The organism is Pseudomonas sp. Marseille-Q0931, assembly GCF_940789645.1.
GTDB lineage: Bacteria > Pseudomonadota > Gammaproteobacteria > Pseudomonadales > Pseudomonadaceae > Aquipseudomonas.
Window position 1 is genome coordinate 186533 of sequence record NZ_CALNWT010000002.1, and the last position, 23238, is coordinate 209770.

16 protein-coding genes and 1 pseudogene are annotated in these 23238 nt (G+C 64.4%); 15 read left to right on the plus strand and 2 right to left on the minus strand.

The genetic code is table 11. The annotated features are described in order from the left end of the window. Nucleotides 1-6: 6 nt before the first annotated feature. Both aceF and P3C50_RS07160 read left to right on the plus strand, forming a co-directional pair. A complete protein-coding gene (gene aceF / locus P3C50_RS07155) occupies nucleotides 7-1980 on the plus strand; it encodes a dihydrolipoyllysine-residue acetyltransferase (RefSeq protein ID WP_275545475.1) in 1974 nt (657 codons plus the stop codon). A 157-nt stretch (nucleotides 1981-2137) separates the two neighbouring features. After that, nucleotides 2138-2578 carry a CopD family copper resistance protein gene (locus P3C50_RS07160; protein WP_275545715.1) on the plus strand — a complete coding sequence of 147 codons (441 nt, stop codon included), beginning with the start codon at nucleotides 2138-2140 and terminating at the stop codon, nucleotides 2576-2578. A 20-nt stretch (nucleotides 2579-2598) separates the two neighbouring features. Here P3C50_RS07160 and P3C50_RS07165 read toward each other — a convergent pair whose 3' ends face one another. Next, a complete protein-coding gene (locus P3C50_RS07165; protein ID WP_275545476.1) occupies nucleotides 2599-3105 on the minus strand; it encodes a hypothetical protein in 507 nt (168 codons plus the stop codon). Nucleotides 3106-3269: 164 nt separating this feature from the next. Here P3C50_RS07165 and P3C50_RS07170 point away from each other — a divergent pair. From P3C50_RS07170 to P3C50_RS07185, 4 genes and pseudogenes are all read left to right on the plus strand, one after another. Next, nucleotides 3270-5976 (plus strand): annotated as a pseudogene (locus P3C50_RS07170) (EAL domain-containing protein). 50 nt (nucleotides 5977-6026) lie between these two features. Continuing rightward, nucleotides 6027-6680 (plus strand): peptide-methionine (S)-S-oxide reductase MsrA, encoded by a 654-nt coding sequence (msrA, locus tag P3C50_RS07175; RefSeq protein WP_181563643.1) that lies wholly within the window; start codon nucleotides 6027-6029, stop codon nucleotides 6678-6680. A gap of 16 nt (nucleotides 6681-6696) precedes the next feature. Next, on the plus strand, nucleotides 6697-6894 hold the full coding sequence (locus P3C50_RS07180; RefSeq protein WP_017363348.1) for a putative motility protein: 198 nt from the start codon (nucleotides 6697-6699) through the stop codon (nucleotides 6892-6894). Between the two features lie 70 nt (nucleotides 6895-6964). After that, the gene (locus P3C50_RS07185; RefSeq protein ID WP_197856993.1) at nucleotides 6965-8218 is read left to right on the plus strand and encodes an HD-GYP domain-containing protein; all 1254 of its coding nucleotides are present in this window, start codon (nucleotides 6965-6967) and stop codon (nucleotides 8216-8218) included. Nucleotides 8219-8287: 69 nt separating this feature from the next. Here the strand turns inward: P3C50_RS07185 and rlmJ are convergent, their stop codons facing one another. Continuing rightward, nucleotides 8288-9142, minus strand: a complete 855-nt coding sequence (rlmJ, locus tag P3C50_RS07190) for a 23S rRNA (adenine(2030)-N(6))-methyltransferase RlmJ (protein WP_197856992.1) — start codon at nucleotides 9140-9142, stop codon at nucleotides 8288-8290. 118 nt (nucleotides 9143-9260) lie between these two features. Here rlmJ and P3C50_RS07195 point away from each other — a divergent pair, with 118 nt between their 5' ends. The 9 genes from P3C50_RS07195 to P3C50_RS07235 all read left to right on the plus strand — a co-directional run bounded on the left by P3C50_RS07195 (nucleotide 9261) and on the right by P3C50_RS07235 (nucleotide 23205). Continuing rightward, complete coding sequence (locus P3C50_RS07195) at nucleotides 9261-10301, plus strand: NAD(P)H-dependent flavin oxidoreductase (protein ID WP_275545477.1); 1041 nt, start codon at nucleotides 9261-9263, stop codon at nucleotides 10299-10301. Nucleotides 10302-10465: 164 nt separating this feature from the next. Next, entirely contained in the window at nucleotides 10466-12271 is a 1806-nt protein-coding gene (locus P3C50_RS07200; RefSeq protein ID WP_275545478.1) for an acyl-CoA dehydrogenase, read from the plus strand. Nucleotides 12272-12433: 162 nt separating this feature from the next. Next, complete coding sequence (locus P3C50_RS07205) at nucleotides 12434-14179, plus strand: potassium/proton antiporter (RefSeq protein WP_275545479.1); 1746 nt, start codon at nucleotides 12434-12436, stop codon at nucleotides 14177-14179. A gap of 132 nt (nucleotides 14180-14311) precedes the next feature. Continuing rightward, entirely contained in the window at nucleotides 14312-17665 is a 3354-nt protein-coding gene (mscK, locus tag P3C50_RS07210; RefSeq protein WP_275545480.1) for a mechanosensitive channel MscK, read from the plus strand. Nucleotides 17666-17682: 17 nt separating this feature from the next. Continuing rightward, nucleotides 17683-19146: a protein adenylyltransferase SelO gene (locus tag P3C50_RS07215; protein ID WP_275545481.1), complete on the plus strand. Its 1464-nt coding sequence runs from the start codon at nucleotides 17683-17685 to the stop codon at nucleotides 19144-19146. Between the two features lie 245 nt (nucleotides 19147-19391). Beyond that, nucleotides 19392-21182, plus strand: coding sequence for an SLC13 family permease (locus tag P3C50_RS07220; RefSeq protein ID WP_197856986.1), 1791 nt, complete (start codon nucleotides 19392-19394; stop codon nucleotides 21180-21182). 59 nt (nucleotides 21183-21241) lie between these two features. After that, entirely contained in the window at nucleotides 21242-21676 is a 435-nt protein-coding gene (gene trxC / locus P3C50_RS07225; protein WP_197856985.1) for a thioredoxin TrxC, read from the plus strand. 166 nt (nucleotides 21677-21842) lie between these two features. Beyond that, on the plus strand, nucleotides 21843-22286 hold the full coding sequence (locus P3C50_RS07230) for a YiiD C-terminal domain-containing protein (RefSeq protein WP_197856984.1): 444 nt from the start codon (nucleotides 21843-21845) through the stop codon (nucleotides 22284-22286). A 121-nt stretch (nucleotides 22287-22407) separates the two neighbouring features. Then, nucleotides 22408-23205: a universal stress protein gene (locus P3C50_RS07235; RefSeq protein ID WP_197856983.1), complete on the plus strand. Its 798-nt coding sequence runs from the start codon at nucleotides 22408-22410 to the stop codon at nucleotides 23203-23205. Nucleotides 23206-23238: the final 33 nt, after the last annotated feature.

A 23238-nucleotide genomic window follows, 5' to 3' on the forward strand; every position in this document is an offset into this window, starting at 1 on the left:
GTAGCGATGAGTGAGTTGATTCGCGTACCCGACCTCGGCGGTGAAGGCGAGGTGATTGAACTGCTGGTCAAGGTCGGCGACCGTGTCGAAGCCGAGCAGAGCGTACTGACCCTGGAGTCCGACAAGGCTTCCATGGAAGTGCCCTCGCCCAAGGCCGGCGTGGTCAAGGAACTGAAGGTCAAGATCGGCGACCGTCTGAAGGAAGGCGACGAGCTGCTGGTGCTGGAAGTCGAAGATGCCGCTGAAGCGGCGCCTGCAGCGAAAGCCGAAGCTGCGCCTGCCGAAGCCCCGAAAGCGGCCGCTCCGGCAGCTGCGCCGGCCGCCGCTGCCACCAGCAGCGTGCAGGACGTGCACGTGCCGGATATCGGCACCGACGGCAAGGTCAAGGTCATCGAAGTGATGGTCAAGGTCGGCGACCGCATCGAAGCCGATCAGTCGCTGATCACCCTGGAGTCCGACAAGGCCTCCATGGAAATTCCCGCGCCGGCTGCCGGCGTGGTGGAAGAAGTGCTGGTCAAGCTGGATGCCGAAGTCGGCACCGGCGACCTGATTCTCAAGCTGAAAGTCGAAGGGGCTGCTCCGGCTGCCGCTCCGGCTCAAGCGGCAGCGCCGAAGGCAGAAGCCGCTCCCGCCGCTGCACCAGCTCCGGCCGCCGCGCCGACCGGCAGCAGCGTGCAGGACGTGCACGTGCCGGACATCGGCTCCAGTGCCAAGGGCAAGGTCATCGAGATCATGGTCAAGGCCGGCGACAGCATCGAAGCCGACCAGAGCCTGCTGACCCTGGAGTCCGACAAGGCCTCCATGGAAATTCCCTCGCCGGCTGCCGGCGTGGTGGAAGAAGTGCTGGTCAAGCTCGATGACGAAATCGGCACTGGCGACCTGATCCTCAAGCTCAAGGTCGCTGGCGCAGCGCAGGCTGCGGCTCCGGCAGGGGCAAGCCAGGAAGTACACCGCGTACCGGAAGGTGCAGCGCCGGAAGTGGCCGCCGAAGTGCGCGCCATCGCCTCGCTGTCGGCGGCTGCCGCCGAAGTGGCCAACGCACCCAAGCGCGATGGCGCCAAGGTGCATGCCGGCCCGGCCGTGCGTCAGCTGGCTCGCGATTTCGGCGTGGAGCTGGCGGATATCGCCGGCACCGGCCCGAAAGGTCGCATCCTCAAGGAAGACGTGCAGGCTTACGTCAAGGGCATGATGCAGAAGGCCAAGGCCGCACCGCAGGCGACTGCTGCAGCCGCTACCGGCGGCGCCGGCATTCCGCCGATCCCGGCCGTGGACTTCAGCAAGTTCGGTGAAATCGAAGAAGTGGCGATGACCCGCCTGATGCAGGTCGGCGCCGCCAACCTGCACCGCAGCTGGCTCAACGTGCCGCACGTGACCCAGTTCGACTCGGCCGACATCACCGACCTGGAAGCCTTCCGCGTCGCGCAGAAGGCCGTGGCGGAAAAGGCCGGCGTCAAGCTGACCGTGCTGCCGCTGTTGCTCAAGGCCTGTGCCCACCTGCTCAAGGAGCTGCCGGACTTCAACAGTTCGCTGGCGCCGAGCGGCAAGGCGATCATCCGCAAGAAGTACGTGCACATCGGCTTCGCCGTCGATACGCCGGACGGCCTGCTGGTACCGGTGATCAAGAACGTCGATCAGAAGAGCCTGCTGCAACTGGCTGGCGAAGCGGCCGAGCTGGCCGACAAGGCGCGCAAGAAGAAGCTCTCGGCTGACGACATGCAGGGCGCCTGCTTCACCATCTCCAGCCTCGGCCACATTGGCGGTACCGGCTTCACGCCGATCGTCAACGCGCCGGAAGTGGCGATCCTCGGTGTGAGCAAGGCGACCATGCAGCCGGTCTGGGACGGCAAGGCCTTCCAGCCCAAGCTGATGCTGCCGCTGTCGCTGTCCTACGATCACCGCGTGATCAATGGCGCGGCTGCCGCGCGCTTCACTCAGCGCCTGTCGCAGCTACTGGCCGACATCCGCACCATCCTGCTGTAAATCGTTTCGAGCTCGCCACGCTCGCATCCTCAACCCCGCCCAATCTGGGTGGGGTTTTTTTTGCCTGCCCAAAGCCACGCGGGACTTGATCCCGGTCATGGCATTTACCGCCGCAGCCGCCATGATCGAGCCATCGATATTGTTCCGGCGCATCCCCATGCTCTATCTGTTTCTGAAGTTCGTCCACCTGACTGCCGCCGCCTTCTTCATCGGCGGCGTATTCTTCGAAGTGATGATCCTCAGCCGTGCCACGCGCGAGCTTCCGGACGAGGCCAAAGCGGGCTTCTCACGCGCCCTTGGACGGCGCGCGCGACAGGTCATGCACTGGGTCGTGCTGGCGCTTTACGGCGCCGGCCTGGGCCTGGCCTGGCACTACCGCGCGGCGCTACATGCACCTCTGGCCAGCAGCTTCGGCATCCTGCTCAGCCTGAAAATCACCCTGGCCCTGAGCATCCTCGGGCATTTTCTGCTGGTGGTGTTCCTGATGCGCAGCGGCCGCATGACAGCGGCGCGCTCGCGGCGCATTCACCTGAGCGTGCTGCTGCAGATGCTGGCCATCCTGTTCCTGGCCAAGGCCATGTTCCTGCTGCAGCTGTGATGCCGAGCCGCCCGGAGGGGTCAGCCTTTTTGCACGTTGCGAATCAGGAAGCTCAGCGCCTTGGCCAGCTCACTCGCGCCCTGGTGATCGCGCACGATGCTCAGCAGTTGGCTGCCGTCGACCGGGTTGAGCAGTGCACAGCGGATACCGCCGGTCGGACATTCGTAGCGGATGAACGGATCGATACCAAACACCGGAACACGCTGGTTGCGCACGGAGATGGCGGTGCCCTGCATGCCCCGGCTCTCCTCACGCAGGATCAGCTCGCCGGCATCGCCGACAGCGAAACGGTACAGCAGGTCCTGCCGCTGCGCCTGGCCAACCTGGTAGCCGGCGCGCAGGGCGTAGGTTTCCAGCAGTGCGTTGTTGTGCGCCAGCAGTGCCTGGCGCTCGTTGTCGGTCAGATAAAGGCGCTTGAGTTCGTCCAGATAAGCTTCCTGTTCAGCGCCCTGCAATGCACCCTTGTCAGCGGTATCGGCGAGGGCCGGTAACGTTGTGAAAAGCGCTATGGCCACTAGCATGGCCATCAGTTTCCTTGTCAGTCTTGCTTGCATGATGCACCCTTGCCGAACGCTATAGTGAAGTAGGCCTGAGCCCTAGCCTCCGTCCACACCGCTGCGCCCTGATAGCAGTGGTTTTGTGCAGAGAACGGAAGCCTCGCCTGGTCAGCATACTGGAAGCCCAACGCCCAATGAAAAGCCATCCCGATGCCGGCACCCGCTCGGCAGCCGAGGTTGTGACGCAGTTGCCAGTGCCCTCGCGGCTCGGCATGTTGCGTTTCGAGCGCTTGAACGAGCCAAGCTGGGCCCTGCTTTTTCTCGATCCGGCCTGCGAACTCAAACTCGGCATCAGCGCCGCCGATCTTTGCGCATTGGTGGATGCGCCCTACGCCAGCCTGATGGAGCCGGAAGCACGCTATCGCCTGCACGATGCCATCCAGCAGCAACTGCTCCAGAGTGCGCATTACCTGGTGCGCTATACCCTGCATACGCCACAGGGAGCACTGAATCTGCTGGAGATCGGCGAACCCTTCAAACAGCGCAACCGCCAGTTGCTGCGCGGCTATCTGCTGATCGCCGATGGCAGCTTCGATGCCTTTTCTCCTGGCGAGCTGGACCTGCACACACAGAATCAGAACCTGCGCACGTCGCTGCAGCAGTATCAGCGTACGCAGGACAACCACCTGCAACACCTGGCCCGCTCACATACCCAGCAGCAACTGATCGTGCGCCTGTCGCGCCAGCGCTACGTCTCCAGCGACCCGCGGCAGGGAAGCTGCCGAACTGATCACCCAGGCGGCCTGCGAGGTCTACGGCGTGGCCCGCGCGGGGATCTGGCACCTGGGCAGTCAGAGTCTCGATTCCATCTCGTTGTACCGCCGCGACCTGGACCGTCACGAGCAACTGCCGTCTATCGACGCCGGCAGTTTTCCGCATTACCTGGAGGCGCTGCACAGCGGCCGGGCAATCGACGCTCACGACGCGCAACACGATCTGCGCACTCGCGAGCTGGCTCCCGGCTACCTGGAGACGCTGGGCATCACCTCGATGCTCGATGCCAGCATTCGTATCGAAGGGGAAGTGGTGGGCATCCTCTGCCTCGAACACATCGGCCCCAAGCGCATCTGGCAGGCCGACGAGATCGCCTTCGCCGGCGAACTAGCCGATCAGTTCGCCCAGGTGCTGATCAATCAGGAAAAGCGCTCGGTCACCCATGCGCTGTACCTATTCCAGCGCGCCGTCGAGCAGAGCGCCAGCGCCTTCCTGCTGGTCGACCGCGACGGCCGGGTGGAATACGTCAACCCCAGCTTCACCGCCATCACCCTGTACAGCAGCGACGAGGTCTGCGGCCATCGCCTGTCGGAACTGCCGGCCCTGGCCAACCTCAGCGACCTGCTGTTCGATACCGACTCGAGCCTGGCCGAGCACAGCAGCTGGCAGGGCGAATTTCGCAGCCGCCGCAAGAACCAGGAGCCGTACTGGGGCCACCTGTCGATCTCCAAGGTGTATGGCGACGATGGCGAGCTGACCCATTACATCGGTATTTACGAAGACATCACCGAGGCCAAGCTGGCGCAGCAACGCATCGAGCGCCTGGCCTACACCGACAACCTGACCAACCTGGGCAACCGTCCTTCGTTCATCCGCAGCCTCGAAGAGCGTTTTGCACGCCACACTCAGCAATCGCTGGGGCTGCTGCTGGTGGACATCGACAACTTCAAGCGCATCAACGACAGCCTTGGCCACCAGACCGGCGACAAGCTGCTCTCGGCGCTGGCCCGGCGCCTGCGCAACAGCCTCGGTGCCAAGGGAACCCTGGCGCGCTTCGCCAGCAACGAATTCGCCATCCTGCTCGATGGCTGCGATCAGGACAACGGCCTGCGCGTCGCGCAGCAGGTGCTGCAGACCCTGGACAAGCCGCTGTTCGTCGACAATCAGCTGATCAGCATCACCGGCTCGGTGGGGCTGGCCATCGCCCCGGAACACGGCGACGACCCGCAGACCCTGATGAAGCACGCCGGCCTCGCCCTGCACAAGGCCAAGGCCAACGGCAAGCACCAGGTGCAACTGTTCACCGAAGTGCTCAATGCCGAGGCCAACTACAAGCTGTTCGTCGAGAACAACCTGCGCCGCGCCCTGACCCAGAACGAGCTGGAGGTCTTCTACCAGCCCAAGCTGTGCCTCAAGAGTGGCCAACTGCTGGGCATGGAGGCGCTGCTGCGCTGGCAGCATCCGGAGAAGGGCATGATCCGCCCCGACCAGTTCATCGGCGTCGCCGAGGAAACCGGCCTGATCATCCCCATCGGCAAGTGGGTGGTACGCCAGGCATGTCGTATGAGCAAGCAGATCGCCGCCATTGGCATGGGCGAACTGCAGGTGGCGATCAACCTGTCGCCCAAGCAGTTCTCCGACCCCGATCTGGTCGGCTCCATCGCCGCGATCCTTCACGAAGAGCAGCTCGACCCGCGCCTGCTGGAACTGGAACTGACCGAAAGCCTGCTGCTGGAAGCCACCGACGACACCCGCCACCAGCTCGGCCGCCTCAAGAGCCTTGGCCTGACCTTGGCCATGGACGACTTCGGCACCGGTTATTCCTCGCTCAGCTACCTGAAGAAATTCCCCATCGACGTGATCAAGATCGATCGCAGCTTCATCAAGGACATCCCTGACAATCAGGACGACATGGAGATCACCTCGGCGGTGATTGCCATGGCACACAACCTCAAGCTGAAGGTGGTCGCCGAAGGCATCGAGACCGGCGCCCAGCTTGGCTTTCTTCGTCGCCAGCGTTGCGACGTCGGCCAGGGCTATCTGTTCGACAAACCGATTCCCGGCCGCGAGCTCATCGACAGCCTGCGCCGCTATCCCTGCAGGCCACAGGCCGACCAACGGACGTAATACGCAGCACCGCGCGTAGTCCACACATCACTCACATTCAGGAGACCGCCATGGTTCTGCGCTCCCAGATTCTCGTCAACAAGAACGCCCTTCCGACTGCCGAACAGGCCCTGCCCGGTCGTGCCGAGCCGCTACCGGTGGCCGACACCCACTATGTCAACGGCAATCCGATCAAGGCGCCCTTCCCTGCCGGCCTGCAGCAGGCCGTGTTCGGTCTGGGCTGTTTCTGGGGTGCCGAGCGCCGCTTCTGGCAGCAGCCGGGCGTGTTCAGCACGGCGGTCGGCTATGCCGGCGGCATGACCCCCAACCCCACCTACGAGGAAGTCTGCTCCGGCCTGACCGGGCACACCGAGGTCGTACTCGTGGTGTTCGACCCGCAGCAGACCAGTTTCGAGGCATTGCTCAAGGTGTTCTGGGAAGTGCACAACCCCACCCAGGGCATGCGCCAGGGTAACGACCAGGGCACCCAGTACCGCTCGGCGATCTACTGCCACGACGAAGCTCAATTGAGCGCGGCAAAAGCCAGCCAGGCGCGCTTCCAGGCCGAGCTCGACAAGGCCGGCCTGGGCACCATCACCACCGAAATCCTCGAAGCGCCGATCTTCTACTACGCCGAGACCTATCACCAGCAATACCTGGCGAAGAACCCCAATGGCTATTGCGGCCTGGGCGGAACAGGCGTATGTCTACCCCCTGAGATCTGAACACGGGTAAAGGGTCGTGGAGCTAAGCAGCATTTCCAGCCAGGTATCGAGTCAGGCATCGACGCAGATTGCAGCGCAGATGTCGCTCCTGCTGCTGCGCAAGACGCTGGAGCTGCAGGCTGCCAACATCAGCGGGCTGGTGCAGTCGGCTGCACCGGCCAGCGCCTCCAGCAACCCGCCACATCTGGGCAACAGCATCGACGTGATGGCTTGAAGAACTACTGCCCTCTCGTCTTGAGCCGGACTAAACTGCGGGCAATTAGCCATCAAACGACGAGCCCGGCATGCCCGCCACTCTGCCCACCATCACTCCCGATCAGCTGTGCGTCGGCCTCTACGTCCATCTGGACCTGAGCTGGTGGGAGCATGATTTCGCCTTCAGCAACTTCAAGATCAAGGACGAAGCGCAGATTCGCGCGCTGCGTGCGCTGAAGCTGAAGCAACTGCGCTACGACCCGGCACGCAGCGACTGCGCGCCTCTGGAACTCGCCGAAGACGTACCGGCGCCCGCTCCCATCGAACCGCCCGTCGACCCGCAAGCCCAGGAGCGTCAGGAACGCGCACAGAAACTGCGCCACCTGCGTAGCCGCCTGGCCGACGTGGACCGGCGCTTCATCGAGGCCAGCCAACGCATCAAAGCACTCAACCAGACCCTGCGCAGCCGTCCGGAAGATGCCATGCGGCAAGCTGGTGCCATCGTCGGCGAAATGGTCGAGACGCTGCTCGGCGCCTCCGGCGTGGTACTGCACAGCATCACCGGCAAGGCCGCCGAGGACAGCTACTTCCACGCCCTCAACGTCACCGCGCTGTCCCTGCTGCTCGGGCGCCAGCTCGGCCTCGACAGCGAGGCCTGCCATAGCCTCGGGCTCGGCGCACTGCTGCACGATATCGGCAAGCTGGAAGTGCCGAGCAAGGTGCTGCTCAAACCCGAGCCACTGACGCGGCCGGAACAGCAGCTGCTGCAGATGCACACCGACTTCGGCCTGCGCATGGGGCAAAAGCTGATGCTCGATGACGAGGTGCTGCGCATCATCCACGAGCACCACGAGCATTGCGACGGCAGCGGCTACCCGCGTGGCCTGCGCGAGGCCGCCATCGGCCGTCTGAGCCGCCTGGTGGCCATCACCAACCATTTCGACGGCCTGTGCAACCCGCTCGACCCACGCCAGGCGCTGAGCCCGCACGAGGCTCTGGCGCTGATGTTCAAGCAGCAGCGCGAGCGCTTCGACGACGTGGCGTTGAAGGCCTTCATTCGCGTCATGGGCGTCTACCCACCGGGCAGCCTGGTGCAACTGGAGGACGAGCGCTATGCGCTGGTACTGGGCATGAACCCGACTCACGCGCTGAAGCCAACGCTGATTCTCTACGACGCCGATATACCCAAGCAGGAGGCGCTGATCCTCGATCTCGCGCAGGAGCCGAAGCTGGCCATCGCCCGTAGCCTGCGCCCTTCGCAGCTACCGCTGGAGGTGCTGGAATACCTCAGCCCGCGGCGCAACCTGAGCTATCACATCGAGCCCAATCACAAGCCGGGTTGAGCCGTTGTAGCCCGGATGCAATCCGGGAATCAGGGGCCACGGCTCCCGGATTTCATCCGGGCTGCGCTCTTATGGCTTGCCGCTTGCGGCTTCGTCTATCAGCCAGTCCAGGCGCCAGTCACCCAGGCTCTGACCCAGCGTATCGGCCAGCCACGGCAGCAATTGCCTGAGCTCGTCCTCCAACCCCCATGGCGGGTTGCTGATCACCAGGCCGGAACCGCTCAGGCGCGTCGCATCGTCGGGCGCGTGCACATATAGCTCGGCGCGCAGCAGCTTGGGCGCAGCGCTCTTTTGCAGATCGCGGTAGAAGCGCGCCAGCTGGCGCTCATCCTTGATCGGATACCAGATCGCCACGATGGCCTGACGCATGCGGCCGTGCGCTTCGTTCAGCGCTTCGATGCAGCGCTGCAACTCGTCCGCCTTCTCGAACGGCGGATCGATCAGCAGCAGCACGCGCTTCTCGCGAGTCGGCATCAAGGCTCGCGGCACATGCCAGCCCTCGCCCAGGTGCACGGCCACACGGCGATCACCGCGCATGTTGTCTTTGAGCAGTCGGCCGTCCTCGGGATGTTTCTCGTTGAGTTGCAGGCGATCCTGCTCGCGGCTGAGCAGCCGCGCCAGCTCCGGCGAGCCAGGGTAGTAACGCAGCTCGCCGTCCGGGTTCATCGCCCGTACTACCTCCAGGTAAGCCTCCACCGCGTCCGGCAGCTGAGTGGCCTGCCACAGGCGGCCAATGCCTTCCAGGTACTCGCCGGTACGGCTGGCCTGATCGCCCTGCAGATCGTAGAGGCCGAGGCCGGCGTGGCTATCGAGGTAGGCGAACGGCGCCTCCTTCTTCGACAGCAGGGCGAGCAGTCGGGTCAGCACCAGGTGTTTGAGCACATCGGCGTGGTTGCCGGCATGGAAGGCGTGGCGGTAGTTCATGCGCGAATCCTCGAATCAGGCGCGCAGTTTAACAGGCCGAAGCCGTGCATTGCGGCTTGCTCGACGGTGCCTGCAAGGCCTAGGCTGCCTGCTCCTCAATGGACAGCGAGAACCCGCCATGTCTTTGCAACGCTTGCTCGGCAGCGAACTCCCCCTGATCCAGGCACCGATGGCCGGCTCGCAGGATCACCGCCTGGCTGCCGCCGTATGTGAGGCCGGCGGCCTTGGCTCGATTCCCTGCGCGATGCTCGCCCCGGCAGCCTTGCGCCAGGAACTGGTGGCCATGCGAGGCCTGACCGAGCGCCCGTTCAACCTCAACTTCTTCAGCCACGTGCCGCCCGCGCCGGATACGACGCGCGACGCCGCCTGGCGTGAAGCCCTGGCGCCCTACTATACCGAGCTGGGCGCGGACCCGGCGAGCATCGCCAGCGGGCCGGGGCGCCTGCCGTTCAACGACGAAGCCGCCGAACTGGTAGAAGAGTTCCGCCCGGCGGTGGTCAGCTTCCACTTCGGCCTGCCGGACGAGGCGCTTTTGCAGCGCGTACGGCGCAGCGGAGCAAAGATTCTCTCCAGCGCCACCACACTGGACGAAGCGCTCTGGCTACAGGAACGCGGCGTCGACGCGGTGATCGCCCAGGGCCTGGAAGCCGGCGGTCATCGCGGGCATTTTCTTGAGCACGATCTGAGTCGCCAACTCGGCACCTTCGCCCTGCTGCCGCAGCTGGTCGATTCCCTCTCGGTGCCGGTGATCGCCGCTGGTGGTATCAGCGACACGCGCGGTGTTGCAGCGGCCATGGCGCTGGGCGCCGCCGGCGTGCAGGTCGGCAGCGCCTACCTGCTGTGCCCGGAGGCCAACACCAGTGCCCTGCATCGCGCCGCCCTGCAAAGCCCGGCGGCGCGCCATACGGCGCTGACCAACCTGTTCAGCGGGCGGCCGGCACGCGGCATCGTCAACCGCCTGATGCGCGAGCAGGGGCCGCTCAGCACCCACGCACCGGAATTCCCGTTGGCCACTGCAGCTATCGCACCGCTGCGCGCAGCGGCCGAGGCACAGGGCAGCGGCGATTTCTCGCCGCTGTGGGCCGGGCAGAACGTCGCCAGTTGTCGGCCGATGCCGGCGACGGAATTGACTCTTGAGCTGGCACGCGGCTTCGCCTGACAGCCTGGTATGACCTCGTAGGGCGGGTGCAACCCGCCATAACCGAGACGGCGGGTTGCACCCGCCCTACAAACACCAACCTGTGACTATCACGGCGAATGATGATACTGGGCAGTTGGGCGACTGGCTGCCTAGACTCGGTCGATCATCTGGAGGCCCGTTCCATGTCCGAGACACTGCTCAGCTCCCGCAACCTGGCGTTCGAACTCTATGAAGTACTCGACGCCGAAGCCCTGACCCAGCGCCCGCGCTTCGCCGATCACAACCGCGAGACCTTCGACGCGGCGATCGACACCGCACGCGGCATCGCCGAGGAGCTGTTCGCCCCGCACAACCGCAAGAACGACGAGCACGAGCCGCAGTACGTCGACGGCGGCGCGGTGCTCATCCCCGAGGTCGAGCCCGCCCTGCGCGCCTTCCACGAGGCGGGCTTTCTCAATGCCACCCGCGACTTCGAGCACGGCGGCATGCAACTGCCCAACCTGCTGTCGCAGGCCTGCTTCGCCCACTTCCAGTCGGCCAATATCGCTACCAGCTCCTACTCGATGCTGACCATGGGCGTGGCCAACCTGATCGAGGCCTTCGGCAGCGAGGAGCAAAAATCCCGCTACCTGCAGCCGATCATCGACGGCCGCTTCTTCGGCACCATGGCGCTGACCGAACCGCACGCAGGCTCGTCGCTGTCGGACCTGCGCACCCGTGCCGAACCGCATGCCGACGGCAGTTACCGGATCAAGGGCAACAAGATCTTCATCTCCGGCGGCGACCAGCCGATCTCCGAGAACATCGTGCACATGGTCCTGGCCAAGCTGCCGGACGCGCCGCCCGGTGTGAAGGGCATCAGCCTGTTCCTGGTGCCCAAGTTCCACGTCAATGACGACGGCAGCCTGGGCGCACGCAACGACGTCACCCTGGCCGGGCTGTTCCACAAGATGGGTTGGCGCGGTACCACGTCCACGGCGCTGAACTTCGGCGACAACGGCGAATGTGTGGGCTATCTGGTGGGCAAACCGCATGCGGGTCTGTCCTACATGTTCCAGATGATGAACGAGGCGCGCATCGGCGTCGGCATGGGCGCGATCATGCTCGGCTACGCCGGCTACCTGTATTCGCTGGACTACGCGCGTAACCGTCCGCAGGGGCGCCAGCCGGATGGCAAGGACCCGAGCAGCCCGCAGATTTCCATCGTCGAGCACGCCGACGTACGGCGCATGCTGCTGACGCAGAAAGCCTACGTCGAAGGCGCCTTCGACCTTGGCCTGTACGCGGCGCGACTGTTCGACGACACCCATACGCTGGAAACCGCCGAAGATCGCACCCGCGCCCTGGAGCTACTCGACCTGCTCACACCCATCGTCAAATCCTGGCCGTCGGAGTTCTGCCTCAAGGCCAACGAGCTGGCCATCCAGATTCTCGGCGGCCACGGCTATACCCGTGAATACCCGGTGGAGCAGTACTACCGCGACAACCGCCTCAATCCGATTCACGAGGGCACCCACGGCATCCAGTCGCTCGACCTGCTCGGGCGCAAGGTCTCGCAGAACGGTGGCGCCGCGCTCAAGCAGCTACTCAAGCTGATCAACGACTGCTGCCAGCGCGCCAGCGAGCACGAGTCGCTGACCGCCCTGCGTCAACCACTCGAACAATTGCTGGCCCGCCTGCAGGCGGTCACCCTGGCGCTGCTCGGCGATCTGATGAGCGGCAAAGTCAACCAGTGCCTGGCCAACTCGGCGCTGTACCTGAAAGTGTTCGGCCACACGGTGATCGGCTGGCGCTGGCTGGAGCAGGCGATTCGCGCCGAACAGGGCCTGGCAAAGACGGACAACGCCGACGAGCAGGCCTTCTATCGCGGCAAGCTGCAAGCGGCGCGCTACTTCCTGACCTGGGAAGTACCGGCCTGCCACCATGATCTGGCGATTCTCGAAGCGCGCGACGACACCTGTCTGGGCATGCAGGACGCCTGGTTCTGAAGTTCGACCAAACGCACCGGAGCGGCGCCATGCGGGACGCTTCGGGGCATTTTAGAAAAATGTAATAACCTTTTTGACAGCGGTACGAAGGCTACGGTTAGAATCCCTGGCACGCGCCATGCATAACGGCGCTTCGATTCCCCCAGCCAGGAGTACGCGCAGTTGGATGCCAGCGCCATCAACAATCTGTTCTTGATCGGCGCCATGCTAGTGGCGGCCAGTATTCTGGTCAGCGCGTTCGGCACACGTTTCGGCATCCCCATCCTGGTGATCTTCCTCGGCGTCGGCATGCTGGCCGGCACCGACGGCCCCGGCGGCATCGTCTTCAACAATTACCCCCTGGCCTATCTGGTCGGCAACCTGGCGCTGGCGGTGATCCTGCTCGACGGCGGCATGCGCACGCGGGTCTCCAGCTTCCGTGTGGCCTTGTGGCCTTCCTTGTCACTGGCCACGGTGGGCGTGGTGATAACGGCCGGCCTGACCGGTCTGGCCGCCGCCTGGCTGTTCAACCTGACCCTGCTCGAAGGCCTGCTGATCGGCGCCATCGTCGGCTCCACCGATGCCGCGGCGGTGTTCTCTCTGCTTGGCGGCCGCGGCCTCAACGAACGGGTCAGCTCCACGCTGGAAATCGAGTCGGGTAGCAACGACCCGATGGCGGTGTTCCTCACCGTGACCCTGATCGCCATGCTCGCCAGCGGTCAGACCGGCTTCAGCTGGGATCTGCCGATCCAACTGGTGCAGCAGTTCGGCCTTGGCGCCCTGATGGGTCTGGGTGGCGGCTGGCTGCTGCTCAAGCTGATCAACCGCATGGAGCTAGCCACCGGCCTGTATCCCCTGCTGGTGGTCAGCGGCGGCCTGATCATCTTCGCCATCACCACCGCAGTCGGTGGCAGCGGCATCCTTGCCATTTACCTGTGTGGCCTGTTGCTGGGTAACCGACCGATCCGCTCGCGCCACGGCATCCTGCACATGCTCGACGGCCTGACCTGGCTGGCGCAGATCGGCATGTTCCTGGTCCTCGGCCTGCTGGTCACCCCGCACGAGCTGCTGCCCATCGCCCTGCCGGCACTGGCCCTGGCACTGTGGATGATTCTCTTCGCCCGACCGCTGTCGATCTTCCTCGGCCTGCTGCCGTTTCGTGCCTTCCACGACCGCGAGCGTATCTTCATCGCCTGGGTTGGTCTGCGTGGCGCCGTGCCGATCATTCTCGCGGTGTTCCCGCTGATGGCCGGCCTGCCCAATGCGCAGCTGTTCTTCAACGTGGCCTTCTTCATCGTGATCATCTCCCTGCTGCTGCAGGGCACCAGCCTGCCGCTGGCCGCCAAGCTGATGCGGGTCACCGTGCCGCCGGAGCCGGCGCCGGTGTCGCGCGCCGGCCTGGAAGTGCACCCGACCAGTCAATGGGAGCTGTTCGTCTATCGACTGGGCGCAGAGAAATGGTGCATCGGCGCCGCCCTGCGCGAGCTGAATATGCCGGATGGCACCCGTATCGCCGCGCTGTTCCGTGGCCACGAGTTGCTCCACCCTTCGGGCAGTACACGCCTGCAAGCCGGCGACCTGCTCTGCGTGATCGGCCACGAACACGACCTGCCGGCACTCGGCAAGCTGTTCAGCCAGGCGCCAAAACGCGGCCAGGACCTGCGCTTCTTCGGTGATTTCGTGCTGGAAGGGGACGCCGAACTGAGCGCTGTCGCGGCGCTCTACGGCCTGAAGCTCGACGACCTGGAAGGCAATCAGCCGCTGGGCCGCTTCATCGCCCATGAAATCGGTGGCGAGCCGGTCGTCGGCGACCAGGTGGAGTGGCAGGGCCTGACCTGGACGGTGGCGGCCATGGAAGGGAACAAGGTGCGCAAAGTCGGCGTCAGATTCCCCGAGGGCACACGTCCGGGCCCTGGGCTGCACTTCTAGCAGGCGGTTAATACGCCTGGCAGGGACTCTGCTAGCATCAGCACCAGCATCATGCGCGGGCCATCAGGCCCGCGCCTTCGTTGTGCCGCGGGCATTTCAATCGCAACCGTCCACTCAGTAGATCAATCGACCATGCATCTGTCGCGCTTTTCCCTACCTGCCGTTCTGTTCGTCTTGTGTCTCGGCATCCCACAGGTGTTCGCCGCCGCGGAGCCGCCGACGGCTGAAAACGTGCAGCAGAGCCTGGACGGCCTGGCTGACCGCAAGCTGCCGGAGGCCGAACAACTGGCGCTCAAGCAGACCCTCGAGCAGACGCTGCGCATGCTGCAGGACCGGCAGAGTGCCGAGCAACGCCTCAACGACCTGCGCACGCAGCTGGACGATGCGCCGCGTCTGATCAGCGAAGCCCAGCGCGAACTGGATAGGCTCAAGGCCAGTGCCGAACAACAGGTCGCGACGCGCCATGCGCGCACCCCGCTCGCTCAGCTTGAGCAATTGCTCAGCGAACGCTCCAGCCAGATCAGCGAATGGAACAAGGCGATCATTGAGGCCAACAGCCTGGTGATCACCGCGCAGACCCGTCCGGAACGCGCGCAGGCGGAGATCAGCCAGAACCAGGCGCGCAGCCAACTGATCAACGACGCGCTCAAGAGCGGCCGCTACGAGGGCAAGGCGCTGAACCAGGAACGGCGCAATCAGCTCAACGCCGAGCTGTCGTTACTCGTCGCGCAAACCCAGCTGCGGCGCCAGGAACTGGCCGGCAACAGCCTGCTGCAGGATCTCGGCGGTGCCCAGCGTGCGTTGCTCGAGGAGCGCATCAACCGCGCCGAGCAGGAGCGCCAGGCCCTGCAGAGCCTGATCAACGAACGACGCCGCGCAGAGTCGGAACAAACCGTCGCCGAGCAGTCGCGCGAGGCCGAACGTGCCAGCTCCGACAAGCTGCTGGCCAGGGAAAGCGCGCTCAACCTCAAGCTTTCCGACTACCTGCTGCGCGCGACCGAGCGCCTCAATGGCCTGACCGAGCAGAACCTGCAAACCCGCCAGCAACTGGATAACCTCAACCAGGCCAACCAGGCGCTGGACGAGCAGATCCGGGTGCTGCAAGGCAGCCTGCTGCTGTCGAGGATCCTCTACCAGCAGAAGCAGGCGCTGCCGAAGCTGGCGCTCGAAGACGGCTCGCTGGCCGACGAGATCGCCGACATTCGCCTCTATCAGTTCGAGCTGAACAAGCAGCGCGAGGAGATCAGCGATCCCGCCCGCTATCTGCAGAACCTGCTCAGCGACCAGCCAAGCGAAGAAGTCACCCCGGAGCTGCGCAACGCACTGCGCGAGCAACTCACTACCCGGCGTGAATTGCTCGACCGCCTGAACCGCTCGCTGAACGCGCTGCTCAACGAATCGATTACCCTGCAGCTCAACCAGAAGGAGCTGGAAAGCACCGCCAGCAGCCTGCGCGCCACCATCGACGAGCAGATGTTCTGGATTCCCAGCAACAAGCCGCTCGACCTCGAATGGCTGAAAACGGCGCCGCGTCATTTCCAGCAGCAGCTGGCCGACATGCCCTGGGGCATGGCCATCAGCGAACTGGGCGCGGGCCTGATCGAGCGGCCACTGGTGTTCCTGCCGCTGATTCTGCTCTGCGCCCTGATCCTATGGCGTCGCCAGTACCTGCTCGACAAGCTCGGCGCGCTGCATGGCGACATCGGTCATTACAAGCACGACAGCCAGCTGCACACGCCAATGGCATTGGGGCTTAACGTGATCCTGGCGTTGCCGGTCACGCTGTTCCTGGCATTGTGCGGCTACGCCCTGCTGCACGATGCGCGCGGGCAGAACCTGTACCTGGGCGCCGCACTCTACGAGATGGCGGAGGCCTGGCTGGTGTTCTATACCCTGCACCGCATCCTGTCACCCGATGGGGTGGCCATCCTGCACTTCCACTGGCCACCGGCCAACGTGGCCTTCTTCCGCCAGCATCTGCGACGCCTGGGCCTGGTGGTCATGGCTCTGGTAGCCGTGGTGAGCATCGCCGAGCACCAGCCGGCGAGCCTGGCCAACGATGTGATCGGCATCGCCGTGGTGCTGAGCTGCTATGCCCTGATGGCCTGGCTGCTGTTCCACCTGCTGTTCAGCGCACCGCTGCGCGAGAACACCTCGGCCCTGCGTACCACCGTCGGCGTGCTGTTCAACCTGCTGCCGCTGGCTCTGATCGGCGCGGTCGCCTTCGGCTACTACTACACCGCGCTCAAGCTCACCGACCGGCTGATCGACACCCTTTACCTGCTGATCATTCTGCTGCTCGTCGAGGCCACCCTGGTGCGCGGCCTGAGCGTGGCGGCACGGCGCCTGGCCTACCAGCGCGCCCTGGCCAAGCGTCAGGCGCAGAGCAAGGAAAGCCTGGATGGCGAATCACCGGTGGAAGAGCCCACGCTGGACATCGAGCAGGTCAACCAGCAGTCCCTGCGCCTGATTCGTCTGGCCCTGCTCGGCGGCTTCCTGGTCTGCCTGTACGCGGTTTGGGCCGATCTGATTGGTGTGTTCACCTACCTCGACACCGTCAATCTATACGAATACAGCAGCGGCACCGGCGACAACACGACGCTGGTGCCCATCAGCCTGATGGACGTGATCGGCGCGCTGATCATCGTCGCCATCACCGTGGCGCTGGCGCGCAACCTGCCCGGCCTGCTCGAGGTCCTGGTGCTGTCGCGCATGCGCCTGGCGCAGGGCAGTGCCTACGCCACTACCACCTTGCTGTCCTATGCGCTGGTGACCATCGGCATCGTCACCACGCTATCGACGCTGGGCGTCAGCTGGGACAAGTTGCAGTGGCTGGTGGCGGCGCTGTCGGTCGGCCTCGGTTTCGGCCTGCAGGAAATCTTCGCCAACTTCATCTCCGGTCTGATCATCCTGTTCGAGCGCCCGGTGCGCATCGGCGACGTGGTGACCATCGGCAACCTGTCCGGCACGGTGAGCAAGATCCGTATCCGCGCCACCACCATCACCGATTTCGATCACAAGGAAATCATCGTTCCGAACAAGACCTTCATCACCGGCCAGTTGATCAACTGGTCGCTGACCGATACGGTCACTCGCGTCACCCTCAAGGTCGGCGTCGGCTATGGTTCGGACCTCGATCTGGTACGCAAGCTGCTGCTGCAGGCGGCGCAGGAAAACTCACGCGTGCTGAAGGAGCCGGCACCGCTGGTGTATTTCCTCAACTTCGGCGAAAGCACGCTCGACCACGAGTTGCGCATCCACGTACGCGACCTCGGCGACCGCAACCCGGCCACCGACGAGATCAATCGCTTTATCGACCGCGAATTCCCGAAGAACGGCATCAACATCGCCTTCCGCCAGGTCGAGGTGTACGTGAAAAACCTGGAACATGGCGAGCAGAAGCTGGATCAGAAGAGTCTGGCCAAAGCTGCAGCAGCCGGTGCCGCCAGCGTGCAGCAACCACCCCAACCGCCCGCAGCGTCCTGAGCAGGTAGGAACCTCCCGTGAAAAGCCTCGACCAGCTAGCCTTCGACAACCGCTTCGCCCGTCTCGGCGATGCCTTCTCCACCGAGGTGCTGCCCGAGCCCATCGAGCAGCCGCGCCTGGTGGTGGCGAGCGAGTCGGCCATGGCCCTGCTCGATCTCGCCCCTGACGAAGCGCAACGCACTGAGTTCGCCGAGCTGTTCGCCGGGCACAAGCTGTGGGAAGAGGCCGAGCCGCGCGCCATGGTGTACTCCGGCCACCAGTTCGGCGGCTATACGCCGCGCCTCGGCGATGGTCGCGGCCTGCTGCTCGGCGAGGTGGTCAACGCCGCTGGCGAGCACTGGGACCTGCACCTCAAAGGCGCCGGCATGACGCCCTACTCGCGCATGGGCGATGGCCGTGCGGTGCTGCGTAGTTCGATCCGCGAGTTCCTTGCCAGCGAACATCTGCATGCGCTCGGCATTCCCAGCTCGCGCGCGCTGTGTGTCACCGGCTCGGACACGCCCGTGTGGCGCGAGAAGAAGGAAAGCGCGGCGATGGTGCTGCGTCTGGCGCAGAGTCATGTGCGCTTCGGCCACTTCGAATACTTCTACTACACCCGCCAGCACGAGCAGCTGAAAACCCTCGGCGAGCACGTCATGGCCTGCCACTTCCTGGCTTGCCTGGAACAGGACGAGCCCTGGCTGGCGCTACTGCGCGAGGTGATCGAGCGCACCGCAGCGATGATCGCCCACTGGCAGGCCTACGGTTTCTGCCACGGCGTGATGAACACCGACAACATGTCGATCCTCGGCATCACCTTCGACTACGGCCCCTACGCCTTCCTCGACGACTTTGACGCCAACCACATCTGCAACCACTCCGACGACACCGGTCGCTACAGCTTCAGTAACCAGGTGCCGATCGCACACTGGAACCTTGCGGCCCTGGCCCAGGCACTGACGCCCTTCGCCTCCGTGGAGCGCCTGCGCGAGGCGCTGGATCTGTTCCTGCCGCTGTACCAGGCGCACTACCTCGATCTGATGCGCAAGCGCCTGGGCTTCACTAGCGCCGAGGCCGATGACGAAGCGCTGGTCCAACGTCTTTTGCAACTGATGCAGCAGGGCAAGGCCACCGACTACACGCTGTTCTTCCGCCATCTGGGCGAACAGGCGCCCGCCGAGGCGCTGAAGGTCGTACGCGAGGACTTCGTCGACCTCGCCGGTTTCGATGCCTGGGGCCAGGACTACCTGGCGCGCTACGCACTGGAAGGCGGCGAGCAAAGCGAACGCCGGGCGCGCATGCACGCGGTCAATCCCAAGTTCATCCTGCGCAATTATCTGGCGCAGCAGGCCATCGAAGCGGCCGAGGCTGGTGACTATGGTCCGGTGCGCGAACTGCACGCGGTGTTGTCCCGCCCGTTCGACGAGCAGCTGGGCAAGGAACGCTATGCCGAACGGCCGCCTGAATGGGGCAAGCACCTGGAGATCAGTTGTTCGTCCTGAGGTTCGGCTCGGCTCGCTCGGTCGCTTATCTGTTAAACCGAAAAGGCATATCAATCTATCCAAACATTCTTAGACTATCTAAGAGAACCTCTCTATCTTGGCGCCCATCCAGGCCGCCCAGTGCGTGCCCGATACCTCACACGAGATTCGACGCAAAAGAACCTGCCTGCCGCCCCGCCAGTTGAGACCCTACTGCCCAAACAGTCAGGCGCCTTGCGGATCAGAGGCCGGTTCTAAGGATTTTCATGCTCTGGGATTCCCTGCCCCTCTTCTTCGTCGGCGCCCTGCTGATCTGGGTGCTCTATGCCTTCATTCGGGAAAAGTGGAGCCCGGACATCGTCGCCGCCATCGCCGTAGCCGCCTTGCTGGTCAGCCAGTTGCTGACGCCGGGCGAAGTGCTCAGCGTGCTGTCGAACTCCGCACCGGTCACCATCGCCTGCATGTTCGTGCTGTCCGCCGCGCTGGAGCGCACTGGCTGCATCGACGCCCTCGGCAACTGGCTGGGGGATCTGGTTGGTACCAGCCCGATTCGCGTGCTTACCGGCCTGACCGTGACCGCACTGGTGGTGTCTGCCTGCCTGAACAACACACCGGTTGTGGCCATCCTCACCCCGGTGGCGATCGCCCTGGCACGCCGCGCCGGCACCCTGCCTTCCAAGCTGCTGATTCCGCTGTCGTACGCCACCATCCTCGGCGGCACCCTGACCATGATCGGCACCTCGACCAACATCCTGGTCGACGGCGTGGCACGCAAGGCCGGTCTGGCGCCCTTCGGTATCTTCGAAATCACCGGCGTCGGCCTGGTCATGGCTGCTTGCGGCATGCTCTATCTGCTGACCATCGGCCGCCACCTGCTGCCGGAGCGCGAGACCCTGTCGCGCCAGTTGCGCCCGGACCTGTCGCGTACCTTCATGACCGAACTGCTGGTGCCGCACGACTCGCCGATGATCGGCAAGAGCCTGCACGAGGCCAACCTCAACGGTGGTAGCGGCCTGCAAGTGCTCAAGCTGTTTCGCGACGAACAGGAGCTGACCGAGCCCGACGCCGAAACCCAGCTCGCCAGCGGCGACCGTCTGGTGCTGCATGGCCAGGTCAAGGATGTGGTGGAGCTGCGCGAAAGCGGCCACCTGAGCTTCAACCGTGGCGATGCCTTCGAAACCATCAGCAGCCACGATGTGATCCTCGCCGAGGCCATCGTCGGGCGTAATTCGCGCTACAGCCACCGGCCGATGCGCGACCTCGACCTCACCGCGCGCTACGGCATCGCTGTGCTCGCGGTGCACCGCCAGGACGAGAACGTGCAGGGCAACCTCGACGAGTTCGAGCTGCAATTCGGCGACGTGATGCTGGTCGAAGGCACCCCGGCGCAGATCAAGCGCTTCGCCGACAACGGTGAGCTGATCAGCCTCAACGCCGTGCAGGAGCGCGCCTTTCGCCGCGACAAGGCGCCCATCGCCATTCTCGCGACCCTGGCCGTGATGCTGCTGGCCGCCTTTGGCGTGATGCCCATCGAGGGCCTGGCAATTATCGGCGCCGTGACGGTGCTGGCCACCCGCTGCCTGGATGTGGAAGACGCCTACAAGGCGGTGGACTGGAAAATCCTTAGCCTGATCTTCGGTATGCTGGCCATCAGCATCGCCATGGACAAGGTCGGCCTGGTCAGGCTGCTGGTGGAGAACGTCATGGGCTGGCTGCCCTGGGCCGGCCCGCTGTTGATGCTGAGCTTCATCTACCTGTTCACCTCGATCCTCACCGAGATGCTGTCGAACAACGCGGTGGCGGTGCTGGTGACGCCCATCGCCATCGGCATGGCCCAGCACCTGGGTGTCGATCCGCGCGCCTTCGTGGTCGCGGTGATGTTCGCCGCCAGCGCCAGCTTCGCCACGCCCATCGGCTACCAGACCAACACCTTCGTCTACAACGCCGGCGGCTATCGCTTCACCGATTTCATGAAAATCGGTATTCCGCTGAATCTGCTGTTGTGGGGCGTCGCCTCGCTGGTCATCCCCTGGTTTTTCCCGCTGACGCCGATCTGACTTGATATGAGGCCGCGGCGACTCCATCTGAGGCGTAAGTCCCACGGAGTTTCGTCGCCATGCCCGATCCCCTGCTGATTCCCTGCCCGCATTGCAACGGGCTCAATCGCATCCCCGCCGAGCGCGTCAGCGATGCCCCGCGCTGCGGCCGCTGCAAGAGCGACGTACTGCCCGCGGCCCCCATCACCCTGACGCAAGGCAACTTCGCCAGCCAGCTCAAGGGCGACCTGCCGCTGCTGGTGGACGTCTGGGCCAGCTGGTGCGGCCCCTGCCAGGCCTTCGCCCCGACCTTCCAGCAGGCTGCTGCGCAACTGCAAGGACGCTGCCGCCTGGGCAAGCTCGATAGCGAAGCCAACCCCAGCCTGGCCGGGCAACTGGGCATCCGTTCCATTCCCAGCCTGATCCTGTTCAAGGACGGCGTCGAAGTTGCCCGCCAGAGCGGGGCCACGCCGCTGCCGCAGCTGCAGGCCTGGCTGCGCCAGCAGGGTATCTAGCGCGCAGTAGCCCGAATGCAATTCGGGGATGGCCGACATGTAATTTCCCGGATTGCATTCAGACTACGGCCTGAGCGCTTCGGTCAGTCAGCACGGGCGCTGCGGTCAATTGCAGCGCAGGGAGCAAGCCTTAGTCTGGCGAAGCGCCCGCCAAAGGAGTCTCGCCATGCCGCTGCCCACGGAAATTGCCCGCCAACTTACCGAAGAGCAGATCGCCTTCGTCAAACGCAGCGGCCTCAAGGCCGAGGTACTCGAACCCGGTTTCGTACGCCTGCGCATGCCCCTGCAAGGCAACCAGAACCATATCGGCAGCATGTATGCCGGCGCCCTCTTCACCCTCGCGGAAATTCCCGGCGGCGCGCTGTTTCTGACCAGCTTCGACGCCCAGCGTTTCTATCCCATCATCAAGGAAATGAACCTGCGCTTTCGTCGTCCGGCCATGGGCGATATCCAGGTGGAGGCGCGTCTCTCGGCAGAGGAAATCGCCCGTCTCGAAGAACAGGCGAGCCAGCAGGGCAAGGCCGACTACCTGCTGGAACTGCAACTGACCGACGGCAGCGGTGAAGTCGTCGCAGAAAGTCGCGGTCACTATCAATTGCGTTTACGCTGAATGGCGTCGCTAGCGGATTCGCAATCGTTAACGGTCCCCGACCTTGCCACAGGTCAAAAGAGCGGCTATCTGAACAGGCACAATAAAATTGCCGACGGGTATCGGCAGGAGAGCCGCCACCATGTTCAATCACATCCTCATCGCTCATGACCTGCGCGACACCGCCGACATGGCGCTATGTCGTGCCACCCAGCTGGCACGCCAGCACGGTGCCCGCCTGACCCTCCTGCATGTGCTGGACCCGAGTCAGAGCAGTGAGCAACACGAAAAGGCACGCCAGGCACTGGACCGCAGCCTGACCCAATACGCCCCGCCCGGTACCGAGCTGCGCATGCTCAGCGGCAAGCCATCGGACGTGGTGCTGCAACAGGTTCAGGACAGCGGTTGCGACCTGCTGGTACTGGGCGGGCATCAGAAACGTCACGACTTCTTCTCCGGCACCAGCCTCGACCGTATCGCCCGTCGCTGCACCGTGCCGCTGCTACTGGTAGCACGCAACGACTTCCAGCCCTATCAACGGGCGCTGGCCGCCATCGACTTCTCACTGTGCGCCTGCAGCGCTCTGGGACAGGCCTACCTCCTTTTGCCTGGCAAGGCCGAGCTGCATGCCCTGCATGTGTTCGAGCCGGACAAGGGCACGCCGCAGCAGGTCGAACTGCAGCTGCAGACCCAGCAGGGACTGATTGATCAATTGCTGCATGACGAGGCGCAGAAGCTTCCGGCCGACGGGCCTAAGCTGAGCCACGAAGTGCTCCAGGGCGGCATCCTGCGCAGCCTGCAGGAGCAGATCAAGACCCGCCGTGGTGAACTGCTGGTGCTCGGCAGCCATGGCCGCAGCGCCTTTTCCCAGGCGCTGCTGGGCAGCCTGGCACAGCATTTCCTGCACAAGGCGCCTTGCGACGTATTCGTGGTGCGCTAGAGGCTGCGGTCCAAGAAAAAGGCGCCTCCGGGC

What these genes read in the sequence shown, in the direction of transcription:
- aceF (WP_275545475.1), top strand. Translation starts at nt 7, where the DNA reads ATGAGTGAGTTGATTCGCGTACCCGACCTCGGCGGTGAAGGCGAGGTG.
- P3C50_RS07160 (WP_275545715.1), top strand. Translation starts at nt 2,138, where the DNA reads ATGCTCTATCTGTTTCTGAAGTTCGTCCACCTGACTGCCGCCGCCTTC.
- P3C50_RS07165 (WP_275545476.1), bottom strand. Translation starts at nt 3,105, where the DNA reads ATGGCCATGCTAGTGGCCATAGCGCTTTTCACAACGTTACCGGCCCTC.
- msrA (WP_181563643.1), top strand. Translation starts at nt 6,027, where the DNA reads ATGGTTCTGCGCTCCCAGATTCTCGTCAACAAGAACGCCCTTCCGACT.
- P3C50_RS07185 (WP_197856993.1), top strand. Translation starts at nt 6,965, where the DNA reads ATGCCCGCCACTCTGCCCACCATCACTCCCGATCAGCTGTGCGTCGGC.
- rlmJ (WP_197856992.1), bottom strand. Translation starts at nt 9,142, where the DNA reads ATGAACTACCGCCACGCCTTCCATGCCGGCAACCACGCCGATGTGCTC.
- P3C50_RS07195 (WP_275545477.1), top strand. Translation starts at nt 9,261, where the DNA reads ATGTCTTTGCAACGCTTGCTCGGCAGCGAACTCCCCCTGATCCAGGCA.
- P3C50_RS07200 (WP_275545478.1), top strand. Translation starts at nt 10,466, where the DNA reads ATGTCCGAGACACTGCTCAGCTCCCGCAACCTGGCGTTCGAACTCTAT.
- mscK (WP_275545480.1), top strand. Translation starts at nt 14,312, where the DNA reads ATGCATCTGTCGCGCTTTTCCCTACCTGCCGTTCTGTTCGTCTTGTGT.
- P3C50_RS07220 (WP_197856986.1), top strand. Translation starts at nt 19,392, where the DNA reads ATGCTCTGGGATTCCCTGCCCCTCTTCTTCGTCGGCGCCCTGCTGATC.
- trxC (WP_197856985.1), top strand. Translation starts at nt 21,242, where the DNA reads ATGCCCGATCCCCTGCTGATTCCCTGCCCGCATTGCAACGGGCTCAAT.
- P3C50_RS07230 (WP_197856984.1), top strand. Translation starts at nt 21,843, where the DNA reads ATGCCGCTGCCCACGGAAATTGCCCGCCAACTTACCGAAGAGCAGATC.
- P3C50_RS07235 (WP_197856983.1), top strand. Translation starts at nt 22,408, where the DNA reads ATGTTCAATCACATCCTCATCGCTCATGACCTGCGCGACACCGCCGAC.